The organism is uncultured Enorma sp. (assembly GCA_905210055.1).
GTDB lineage: Bacteria > Actinomycetota > Coriobacteriia > Coriobacteriales > Coriobacteriaceae > Enorma.
In genome coordinates, this window is the sequence record CAJLVH010000059.1 from 1 (window position 1) to 10,824 (window position 10,824).

Genomic DNA, 10,824 nt, shown 5'->3' on the forward strand with positions numbered 1-10,824 from the left:
CACCTCAACCGTCTCGATGCCCTCGTCCACGCCCAGCGCCACACGGCAAGGCCCTCGTCGAGCTCCGCCACGGCCTCATCCACCGTGCTGAACGTCGGCGCAGGCTGCTTGCCGCAGAAGATGGCGTTCACGCAGTTCGTGGACTGGTACACGCGCTGCGCCACCGCGAGAGCCATGTTGGCATCCGCCGGGTAGTAGGCGTTCACCACGTGCGTATCGTTCGCCTTGTTGAGCAACAGGTCGATGAAGCCAGGGTCCTGGTGCGAGAACCCGTTGTGATCCTGGCGCCAGCAGTGGCTCGAGAGCAGGATGTTCAGCCCCGCGATGGGCGCGCGCCACGGAATCTCGCGCACGGTCGCTTCGAGCCACTTGCAGTGCTGGTTGACCATGGAGTCCACCACATGGATGAAACTCTCGTAGCTCGACCACACGCCATGGCGACCGGTGAGCACGTACGCCTCAAGCATGCCCTCGCACTGGTGCTCGGACAGCTGCTCGATGACCTTGCCCTGGCTGGCGAGGAGCTGGTCGTTTGCCTCGTCCTCGTAAAAGCCGCCCTCCCACTGCTTGCGCGTCACGTCGTAGGCGGCCTGCAGGCGGTTCGAAGCGGTCTCATCCGGACCGAAGATACGGAAGTCGTCGAGGTTCTGCGCGAGCACGTCGGCCGTATAGGCACCGAAGACGCGCGCCGCCTCGGTCTGCCCCCAGCCGTGGCCGTGCTCGGCGACCGGCACCTCATGCGCGTGGATGTCTGGCAGCGTGAGCTCTCGGCGCACCGTGCCACCGTTAGCGTTGGGGTTCGCGCCCAGGCGCAGGTCGCCTTCCGGCATGAACGCGGTCACCTCGGGACGGATTTGGCCCTTGGGCGTGAAGAGTTCCTCCGGTGCATAGGAGCGCAACCAACCGCGCAGCACGCGGAAGTGCTCGTGCGTGTCCTTCGCCGAGGCGAGTGGCACCTGGTGCGCGCGCCACGAATCCTCGGTCTTCTTGCCGTCGATGTGCTTGGGGCACGTCCAGCCCTTGGGCGTGCGGAACACGATCATGGGGTAGACGGGGCGCGTCGCCTCGCCGCCGGCGTCTACCTGCGCTTGCGCGCATGCCTTGATGTCGCAAATCTCGTCGAACACCTGCTCCAGGAGCTCGGCGAAACGGCGGTGGATCGAGGCATGGCTCTCATCGTCAAAGCCGGCAACGAACACATGCGGGCTATAACCCATGCCGCGGAAGAACTGCTCGAGTTCCTCGTCCGAGATGCGCGCGAGAATTGTAGGGTTCGCGATCTTATAGCCGTTGAGGTGGAGAATCGGCAGAACGATGCCGTCCGTCGCCGGGTTGACGAGCTTGTTCGCCTGCCAGCCCGTAGCCAAGGGACCGGTCTCCGCCTCGCCGTCGCCCACCACGGCCACGGCAAGCAGGCTCGGGTTGTCGAGCACCGCGCCGTAAGCATGGGAGAGCGTATAGCCCAGCTCGCCGCCCTCGTGGATAGAACCGGGCGTCTCGGGCGCGAAGTGGCTCGGGATACCGCCGGGATAAGAGAAGCGGCGGAAGAACGTCTGCAGTCCGGCCTCATCGTCGGTGATCTCGGGGTAGCGCTCGCGGTAGGTGCCATCGAGGAGGCTCTGGGCAGTCCCCGCCGGGCCGCCGTGGCCGGGGCCCATGAGGAAGATGGCGTTCTGCTGGTGATCGGCGATGAGACGGTTCGTGTGCCCCATGAGGAAATTGATGCCCGGCGTGGTGCCCCAGTGGCCCACGAGGCGGTGCTTCACGTCCGCGCGACCGAAATCACGCGGCTCACCGGTTTTCTCGTCCACGAAATCTTTGCGCATGAGCGGGTTGCTGCGCAGATAGATCTGGCCGACAGCAAGGTAGTTCGCGCACCGCCAATACTTCTCCACGCCCTCGAGCGCAGCGTCCGACACAGGCGCGTCCAGTTTCTTCCACGGCGTTCCGATCACAGGCTGAGCCATACCGACCTCTTTCTCGTGCATACTGTGTTGCCGGTTTGATTATACGAATATACGTACATTTGACTAGAGGGAATTTGCAAGGTTTTGGTAAGGAGCTGAATTGAGGTGGAAGAAGCGGCTTGCCAGGCATGCGCGGCGCGCGAAACACTTGCCAGTAACGTCGCGTTCCTATGCGTCGAGCTCGACCTCGATATGGTAATGGTCGGCTCGATAGTAGGTCGTCACGAACTCACGCGGCACACCCTGCGCGTCGAAGGAGATGCGCTTACTAAAGAGCAGCGGCTCCCCGACCTCGATCTTCAGCAGATAGGCGAGTTCCTCGTCGGCCACGATCGCGTGAATCTCCTGCGTGGCCTGGCGCCAGCGCACATGCAGCTCATCGCTAATGTAGGCGCGCAGCGACTCGCGCGAGAAGTCGCGGTTGATGGCGTCGGGCAGAAACGCGCGCTCGAAGTAGTTGATCTCGAGGTACAGCGGGCGCTCCCCGCTATAGCGCACGCGGCGCAGACGGTACACATCCGCACCCTCATCAAGGCGGAGCGCTTGGGCAATCTCACCGCTTGCAGGAATGATCACCGCGTCGACGAGGCGTTTCTGTGCGATAACCCGGTCGTCGCTGCTTTTCTTCAAGAAACTCGTCACGTGGGTGAGGTCGGACTTCGGGCGGCTCGCGATGACCTCCGACCCGATGCCGCGGCGTTTGCTGATCATGCCGTTATCGGAGAGCATCTCCATCGCCCGCCGCGCCGTCGCGCGCGAAACGCCGTACTGCTCCATGAGCTCGGATTCCGATGGAATGAGGTCGCCCACGGCGTACACGCCGCTGATGATGTCTTGGAACAGGATGTCGTACAGCTGACGGTACAGTTGCTCCTTGCCGCTGAAATCCAATGGTGTGGCCACGTGCTCCCCTTGAACGTCCGTATATTTGGACTCTTTGGCTGTACATTTCAGCCATTACGAGCGTACCACAACCGCACCATGCGGCGGGCGGACGCCCTCAACCGGCGGCAGGCCCGCGCTTCCCAAATGATAATTTCAGTACCAGGTACTGAAATTATCACTACAGGCAAGCGGCCTCGATACGGCGCTTGAGCTCGTCGATACCCTGCCCGGTCTCGGAACTCGTCACGATGATGTCTTCCGCAGGCACGTTGAGCTGTTTTTTTATCGCTGCAAGCTGCTGGTTCTGCTTGCCGCGGCTGAGCTTGTCCGCCTTGGTAAGCGCCACCACAAACGGCAGCTCGCTTTCCTGCAAAAACGCGATCATCTGATGGTCGAGCGCACTCGGATCGTGGCGGATATCCACGAGCGAGACCACCAGGTTGAAGCTGCGCTCGAGGTCGAAGAAATCGCCGATGAGCTGCGCCCAGCGGTCGCGCTCCGCCTTGGAGCGACGGGCGAAGCCATACCCGGGCAGGTCGACGAAGTGCACGCCGTCCGCTTCGAAGAAGTTCACATTGCTCGTCTTGCCCGGCGTGCTCGAAACCTTCACCAAGCCCTTGCGGCCGAAGATCTTGTTCATGATGGAGGACTTGCCCACGTTCGAGCGGCCGACGAAGCTCACCTCGGGGCACGTCGACGGCGGAATCTGCGACGCCTTGCCATAGCTCGCCACGAAATGCGCGAGCTGGTAGTTGATGGAATCTGACATATTGGAACCCCTGTCAAAAACAAAAAGCAGTCTGTTCAGATGGTATCAATCGAGACGCGAGACGATCTCGAGTGCGATCTCGCTCGCGCGGCGTGCATAACCGTCCAGGTCGAAGTCGCGCTCGCAGAAGGCATCGTACGCCTCGTCGCAATTGTCGGAGATAGCGCGCAGCACGAGACAGGCGACGCCGTTTTTCGCCGCGATGTGCGCTACCGCGGCGCCCTCCATCTCCGCGCAGTCGGCTTGCGTAGCTTCGACTACCGCGGCGCGCATCTGGGCGCCCGTCACGAAGCGGTTGCCCGTGGCAATGGTTCCGCGCAGGTAGCCAGGGGTGTCGTGACCAGACGCGTCGCGGCCGGGCGAGTCACAGCCAGGCGCACCCCCAATGTCATGGTAGCCGCGGGCGCGGAGCACATGCTCGGCAAGGTCTACGAGAGCGGGCGTGGAGGCGAATTCCTCAAGGCACGGCACGGATTCCGCAATGAGTGCGGTATCGGTATCCGTGTAGCGCAGGCGCTCGCCAATCACGATGTCATCGATGTGCAGCGCCGGGTTGAGGCCGCCCGCGATACCGGAGAAGATCACGGTGTCAACGCCATACATGCTAATGAGCAGCTGCGTCGCGGCGGCAACGTTCACCGTGCCCATGCCGGCGGTCGTCGCGACCACGTCATGGCCGGCGTAGCGCCCGCCCGCGATGTGCAGCCCGGCAACATCCTTGGTGAAGCCGTCTTCCAGGGCGGCATATATCCCGCGCACTTCCTTCTCGAGCGCGCCGATGATGGCGATGGTATTCATCATGTCATTCCCTTCGCTTGAACTCTATCCAAGCAATAGACCATTATGATCTGGATAAGTCTCCAACAGCTGCTCTACGCTTCGCTGATAATCAAGCAGCCCATGGCAAATGCCACGCTCTTTCTCATCATCAAGACGATATCTCGGCAGCGACACGCTCACCGCGGCCAAGATCCGACCACGTTGACGCAGCGGCACAGAGAAGCAAACAACGCTTTCACTCGACTCCTCAAACTCAGAGAAGATGCCCGTTGCACGCTGCTCGGCAATCTGTGCAGTCAGCTCTTCGACGCTTGAAATGGTATGCGACGTCAAGCGCTTCAACGGTTCAGGAAAGAGCTCCACTATCTGCTGCGGAGTCGCATCGCATAAGAGCGCCTTCCCCAGTGCCGTACAATACGCCGGAATATGCTTGCCAATTGATGAAATCAGACGTACGGCCTGAGGTGAATCAACCTTTGCGATATAGAGGACGTCGCCACCGTCGAGAACGCCCAGTTGGCATGTCTCCTTACACACCGCCATCATGCGCTCCATCTCAGTGCGCAACACGTTTACCAAAGGAACGTTATCAACAAACGACGAGCCCACCGAAAACGCTTTGATACCAATGGAATAGCGTCCCGTTCCCGCCTCAAACGTGATGAACCGTCGGCTCTCCATCGTTTTAAGAATTGGCACAAGCGTGCTTTTGGAAACTCCAGTCGCATGCGACAGATCGGTTAAGGTGCAACCCTCTGGCGCACGCGAGAGCTCGTCGAGCACGTCGAGAACGCGTAATGTAGGACGATGCTCGGTCGGGTCTTGCGACCGGCGCTCGACGCAGGCAGGGCTCATGTCATCAATCTCCAGAAACTTGATAAGAAAAGGGTACCGCCCAGCAAAAGAACGGTACCCAGATTATAGCGTTCAAATGTTCCAACGGAATGAAAGCGCCGCAACCCCAGAGATGGACGAGCAGACAAACCTACTTAGGCTGTGGCCGTAGCCGATTCCGTCACATCCTCTGCAACAGGCTCCGAGGAATTCGCCTCGGCTCCCTCCGGCAGATCTTCAAAGCCCACGACGAGCGTAAGCACAAAACCCACCACAAAGCTAACTGCAAGCGACACCAAGAACGCCCCAAACGACACGTTCCAAAACACGGGCAACGTGGTAAGAGCCGGGAATGCAAACGCCGATGCCTGAACACCAAAGGCCCCTGCAATCGCACCGCCAACGGCTCCGCCGATACATCCGCACACCATCGGCTTCTTCAAGCGCAGATGCACACCATACACAGCGGGCTCTGTGATGCCAAAGAGCGTTGCCACCATGGCCGAAATCGCCGTCGTGCGAAACGCCTTGTTCTTGGTACGCAGTCCAACCGCCAAAGCCGCACCGCCCATAGCGAAGGTCGAACCGCCCATCATGGGCAGGATTGTGTCATATCCCAACACGGCAATGTTGTTCAGCATGATCGGGAAGATGCCCCAGTTGAAGCCAAAGATAACCATCACCTGGAAGAACGCGCCGATTACCAGACCGGCGACAATGGGGGAAAGACCAAAGAGTGCCTCGTACCCGCTTGCAAGCCAAGTGCCAATCACCGTGCCCAAAGGACCGAAGACCATCAACGCGACAGGAATGACAATGATGAGGCACACCGGCGGTGTAAGAATATCTCGCACCATCTGCGGAATGACCCTCTGACAAAGTATCTCGACCCATTTGAGCAAGTAGATGGTTAGAAGAATGGGAATCACTGACGACGAGTAAGTTACCGCCGTGATGGGGAGCAATCCGAAAAGCGCAAAGTCCTCGCCTGCATCCATGAGGGTCGAGAGATTCGGATACAGCAGGATGCAAGCCGCAAGCAGCGCCGTGAACTTGTTGACCCCGAAGCGCTTCGCGCTTGTATACGCCAAGAAAATGGGAATGAAGTAGAACAGCGCGTCACCCATCGCATAAATGACGGTATAGGTAGGGCTGCCCTCGGTGATGGCGCCCGTGAACACCAGTAAGGCAATGAGCCCCTTCATGATGCCGGCAGCGACCAGCAGATTGATGAATGGCAGGAAGAACGAGCTCAACAGGTCGCACACCGCATCAATCGCGCGCGCCACCGGATTCTTCTTCACCGCCTTCTCCTGTTCAGCCATGTGAACCTCCCAGACCTAAAATCTACTGTTTATCAACGAGCGCGATGACACGCGTGGTGGAGCCGGAACCGCCCTTGACCTTCATGGGCATAGCGATCACGTAAAACACCGGCGGCAGTGCGGTGAGGTTCGCCAACCCTTCAAGGATGGTCATGTTAGCGCCGAGAATCACATCGTGTGCAACGTTGGCATCTGCCGGAGCATCCGCCCGATCGAGAGCGAGCGTATCGGTACCAACGGTCACGACGCCGCGATCACGCAGATAAATAGCCGCACTTTCATCGATACCAGGCCAGTCGTGCTCGAACTGACGGCACGCGGGATGCACGCCCCAGAACTTATCCCAACCGAAGTGGAAGAACACGAAGTCGCCCTCCTCGATTGGACCGTTCTGCTCCTCCCATGCTTTGATGACATCGACGCCAGCCGTCCCGTTCTTCTCGGTACCGTCGCACTCGATCCACACGCCGCGACCGAAGAGCTTCTGCAGCGGTACCTTGTCGATGGTGTAGTCGCAGTTGGGGATATGATGGTTCGGAGAATCCATATGGGTGCCGGTGTGCTCACCCAGCACCAGGCCGGCATGCGTGTATCCATCGCCCCAAGGGATTGCCTCGTGGAGGATGCGACCAAAGCGCGCATGCGTAGCGCAGCTGGGGATTCCCTCCTCCAGGTCATGCGTCAGATCAATCAGCTCAACATCTTCGTGAACGATCTTGTTGATGGTTGTGATGAAGTCGGACATGATGACTCCTCTCTCGTATACGGCGCTAAGAGACCGTAAAACCACTGGAAAGTTGCGAAAATGTGCGGTGGCATCGCGTTGCAGCGCCCCTCCGCTTTTCAGAAAAGCCCCTAGATGATCTCTAGCTTCTCGAGCAACGTCCTGGCCTGTACGCGCTGGGCATCGTCAAGCGGCGCGAACGGAGCGCGGCAGCTTTCGCTCATCGTGAACCCGCGCAGGTTAAGCGCGTACCTGAACGTGCTCATAAAGGGGGTTGAGATGGTATAGAGCTCCATCAGCGCATCGATCTTGCGCTGGTACGCCACAATCTCTTCCCATGCTCCCCCGTTCACCGCGTGCGTCCAAGCGGCACATACCTCGGGCACCAAGTTAGAGAGCGCACCGATACTGCCGCTGCCGCCCGCCATGACATTGTGGGCGAAGTTTTCGTCGAATCCCGAATAGGCGCGGAAGCCCGCACGCACTGGCAAGACGGCATCGATTACACGCCGGGTATGGGCAACGTCGGGCACAGAGTCCTTATAACCGATGATGTTCTCATGACGCTCGACAAGACGTAGAGCGAGATCGGGGGTTACATCATTCCCCGAGAACTCAGGGTAGTTATAGAGCATGATAGCCCCATCGCTCGCCGAAGCGATGGCGTCGTAATACGCCTCCATGCTATTGGGCGATAGCTCGAAGTAGTACGGCGGGATTACCAACGCGGCATCGGCACCGGCCGCATGGGCGTAACGCGTGAGGTTGATGGCCTCTTGCTGGTTCATGGCACCCGTTCCAACATAAAGCTTGACGCGGCCGCCGATCGTTTCCACGGCCATATCGATAAGCCGACGTTTCTCGTCAAGCGATAGATGGAAGAACTCACCGTTACTACCCAGCAGCACGATACCGTCTACGCCGCCTTCGATCACGTAGTCAATGAGCCTCGCGCAGCCGTCATAATCGACGTCGCCCTCATCGTTGAAGACGCATACCGTCGGGGTAATGTACTCAGCGTTCATCAATTCACCTCCTTAAATTGTTTTTGCTTATACGTAGTTGCACACGCGCGCGATAGCCGTCTCGACAAAGCCAAGCGCCTCTGCGCGCGTGGGAACACCGTTGATAACCTGGAGAAGCAGTGCTATCGCCTCATCTCGAACCGTCGCCTTGCGCTCGGGCTCGAAGATGAACGGGCTTGCATCGATATCGATGTTGTCGCGCATCCGCGCGAACGTCTCACGGTTTCCGGTGATCTTGATAACCGGCGCAATGGGATGCCCGGTTGGCGTACCACGCCCCGTTGTGAAAACCACTACCTGCGCGCCACCGGCAACCATGCCCGCCACCGACGACGGATCGTTGCCGGGCGTATCCATAACCACAAGCCCTGTGGTATCGATCTGCTTTGCATAGTCGTAAACTGCCTGAATTGCGCGATGTCCACTTTTGTGGATGCACCCAAGCGACTTCTCCTCAAGCGTAGTGATGCCGCCTGCCTTGTTGCCCGGGGAGGGATTGCCCTCGCGGATCTTTTCACCCACGCGCGCCATGGCATCTTCATAGCGATAGATAATGTCATAGATCCGCTTACCCACCTCTTCGGTGACCGCACGGCGCGCAAGGATATGCTCCGCGCCGATAAGCTCAGGGGTCTCCGAAAGAATCGAAGTGCCGCCTTGGTCGACAATCCAATCGGACATAAGACCCACCAAGGGGTTCGCTGCAAGGCCGCTCGTGGGATCGGAACCACCGCACTCGGTACCCAAGACGATATTCGAGAAATCAGCCGAGACGCGCTCTTCGCGCGCAGCCTTTTCAACCATGGAGCGAGCAAGGCGCGTGCCCTCCTCAACGGCCCTCAGGCTACCGCCAACCTCCTGAATAATCACGCGTTCAATAGGTTTGTCCGTGCGCTCGCGGATAGCGTCGCACACAAGATCCATCTGGCAGTTTTCACAGCCGAGTGAGACTACGAGCGTCCCCCAAACATTGGGATTCGCCGCATATCCTGCCATAACATCCATGGTGAGCTGCTGATCGCTCGGAACTTGCGAGCAGCCGTTTTGGTTATGAAACGTAACTGCGCCTTGCACGCGGGAAGCAATTTGCTCCGCTACATCAGAAGCGCAGACGCTTGCAGGAAGCACCAGCACATGGTTCCTGATACCAACCCTGCCATCCGAACGCTTCCATCCCATAAAGGTCATCCGGTACCTCCTAGTTCAGATCCGCAACGTTATGGGTGTGTACGTGGGAACCTCGGGCGATATTAACTGCCGCACGTCCAATGCATTCACCGTATTTCACGATGTCTTGACCAGCCGCGATGTCTTCCACGGCAACCTTGTGATACGCCGGTATGTCATCTATGGCGACAAGCGTGCAGGGCATACCGTCATGACGCAAATACTCAATGGTCGCTCCAGCGCAGACAGTTTCAATCGCCACCGCGACGTTATCGCTGTCCTCAACGATCAACGCGTTCACGCCTTTTCCTCCCCTTCATTGATTCATCTCGCAGGGTCACCTGTGATTCACTTTATTCGTATATTCGAACTATTTCATATATACGAATTTCATCACAGTTTTACTATTCCCCGGGAGATTCTCTTGTGCGTGACCGGGCTTATGACTGTGAACGGTATGATTTCGTCGGTGAATGGTAGCTACTCGCACCGCACAACCAGCTAATCTGCCAAATCTATAATGGAAACGAAGTCTCTCGATTGCCTAGGGATAGGAGTCATCGTGGAGAGAACTCTTTTGGGCGCACTTGAAGCTGGCGGCACGAAGATGGTCTGCGCGACGGGCTACGCCGACGGCACCATCGTGGAATCCGAGCAGATTCCCACCACGACTCCTGAGGAAACGGCAGCCGTCTGCACGGCATGGTTCCAGAGCAGGGGTATCGCTGCGCTCGGCATTGGCGCGTTCGGCCCCACCGCCGTGAACCCGGCTTCACCGCGCTACGGACAGATCTTGAAGACTCCCAAACCCCATTGGAGCGACTTCGACCTTTTGGGCTCGCTGCAAAAACCGCTCGGCATCCCCTGCGGCTACGATACCGACGTCAACGTCGCCTGCCTGGGCGAAGCGACCTTCGGTTGCGCGCAGGGGCTCGACACGGTGCTCTATCTCACCATCGGCACCGGCGTGGGGGCGGGCGTACTCTCGGGCGGGGCGCTCGTACACGGCATGATGCACCCCGAAGCCGGTCACGTCCCCATGAGGCCCGACCCGCGCGATCCCATCGCGACCGATAGCTCCTGCCCGTTCCATGCAAGCTGCCTGGAAGGTCTTATCTCCGGCGCTGGCATCAGGAAGCGCTGGGGGAAGAGCGGCGGCGATATGGCCGAAGATCCCGAGGCCATGGATATCCTCGCTGGTTATCTGGGGCAGGCGCTTGCAATTTACATCCTGTGCTACTCGCCGCAGAAGATCATCATCGGCGGCGGCGTGGCCGACCACACGCCCATCGTCGAGCTCGCACGCCCCAAAGCCGCAGAAGAGCTCGGCGGCTACATCGTGACGACC

At 59.2% G+C, this 10,824-nt stretch carries 11 protein-coding genes; 1 reads left to right on the forward strand and 10 read right to left on the reverse strand.

Features of this window, described 5'->3' with window-relative positions; genetic code table 11:
- The 10 genes from QZ079_RS05160 to QZ079_RS05205 form a co-directional block, all read right to left on the reverse strand.
- On the reverse strand, nt 1-1,967 hold a 1,967-nt coding region (locus QZ079_RS05160; protein ID WP_297035956.1), incomplete at its 3' end, for a phosphoketolase family protein.
- A 168-nt stretch (nt 1,968-2,135) separates the two neighbouring features.
- Complete coding sequence (locus QZ079_RS05165) at nt 2,136-2,870, reverse strand: GntR family transcriptional regulator (RefSeq protein WP_297035959.1); 735 nt, start codon at nt 2,868-2,870, stop codon at nt 2,136-2,138.
- A 160-nt stretch (nt 2,871-3,030) separates the two neighbouring features.
- Complete coding sequence (gene yihA / locus QZ079_RS05170) at nt 3,031-3,621, reverse strand: ribosome biogenesis GTP-binding protein YihA/YsxC (RefSeq protein ID WP_291289975.1); 591 nt, start codon at nt 3,619-3,621, stop codon at nt 3,031-3,033.
- 45 nt (nt 3,622-3,666) lie between these two features.
- A complete protein-coding gene (locus tag QZ079_RS05175) occupies nt 3,667-4,422 on the reverse strand; it encodes a 5'-methylthioadenosine/S-adenosylhomocysteine nucleosidase (RefSeq protein ID WP_297035964.1) in 756 nt (251 codons plus the stop codon).
- Between the two features lie 21 nt (nt 4,423-4,443).
- Nucleotides 4,444-5,256 (reverse strand): IclR family transcriptional regulator, encoded by an 813-nt coding sequence (locus tag QZ079_RS05180; RefSeq protein ID WP_366926431.1) that lies wholly within the window; start codon nt 5,254-5,256, stop codon nt 4,444-4,446.
- A gap of 134 nt (nt 5,257-5,390) precedes the next feature.
- The gene (locus QZ079_RS05185; RefSeq protein ID WP_297035969.1) at nt 5,391-6,560 is read right to left on the reverse strand and encodes a PTS transporter subunit EIIC; all 1,170 of its coding nucleotides are present in this window, start codon (nt 6,558-6,560) and stop codon (nt 5,391-5,393) included.
- 22 nt (nt 6,561-6,582) lie between these two features.
- Entirely contained in the window at nt 6,583-7,305 is a 723-nt protein-coding gene (locus tag QZ079_RS05190; protein ID WP_297035971.1) for a cyclase family protein, read from the reverse strand.
- 110 nt (nt 7,306-7,415) lie between these two features.
- The gene (locus QZ079_RS05195; RefSeq protein WP_297035974.1) at nt 7,416-8,309 is read right to left on the reverse strand and encodes a dihydrodipicolinate synthase family protein; all 894 of its coding nucleotides are present in this window, start codon (nt 8,307-8,309) and stop codon (nt 7,416-7,418) included.
- Between the two features lie 27 nt (nt 8,310-8,336).
- Entirely contained in the window at nt 8,337-9,497 is a 1,161-nt protein-coding gene (locus QZ079_RS05200) for a UxaA family hydrolase (protein ID WP_366926432.1), read from the reverse strand.
- 10 nt (nt 9,498-9,507) lie between these two features.
- Nucleotides 9,508-9,777 carry a UxaA family hydrolase gene (locus QZ079_RS05205; protein ID WP_297035977.1) on the reverse strand — a complete coding sequence of 90 codons (270 nt, stop codon included), beginning with the start codon at nt 9,775-9,777 and terminating at the stop codon, nt 9,508-9,510.
- A 261-nt stretch (nt 9,778-10,038) separates the two neighbouring features.
- Between QZ079_RS05205 and QZ079_RS05210 the strand changes: the two genes are divergently transcribed.
- A partial coding sequence (locus QZ079_RS05210) for an ROK family protein (RefSeq protein ID WP_297035980.1) occupies nt 10,039-10,824 on the forward strand: 786 nt, incomplete at its 3' end.

Excerpts from the sequence above, each read along its gene's own strand:
- yihA (WP_291289975.1), bottom strand. The coding sequence starts at position 3,621 with ATGTCAGATTCCATCAACTACCAGCTCGCGCATTTCGTGGCGAGCTAT.
- QZ079_RS05175 (WP_297035964.1), bottom strand. The coding sequence starts at position 4,422 with ATGATGAATACCATCGCCATCATCGGCGCGCTCGAGAAGGAAGTGCGC.
- QZ079_RS05180 (WP_366926431.1), bottom strand. The coding sequence starts at position 5,256 with ATGAGCCCTGCCTGCGTCGAGCGCCGGTCGCAAGACCCGACCGAGCAT.
- QZ079_RS05185 (WP_297035969.1), bottom strand. The coding sequence starts at position 6,560 with ATGGCTGAACAGGAGAAGGCGGTGAAGAAGAATCCGGTGGCGCGCGCG.
- QZ079_RS05190 (WP_297035971.1), bottom strand. The coding sequence starts at position 7,305 with ATGTCCGACTTCATCACAACCATCAACAAGATCGTTCACGAAGATGTT.
- QZ079_RS05195 (WP_297035974.1), bottom strand. The coding sequence starts at position 8,309 with ATGAACGCTGAGTACATTACCCCGACGGTATGCGTCTTCAACGATGAG.
- QZ079_RS05200 (WP_366926432.1), bottom strand. The coding sequence starts at position 9,497 with ATGACCTTTATGGGATGGAAGCGTTCGGATGGCAGGGTTGGTATCAGG.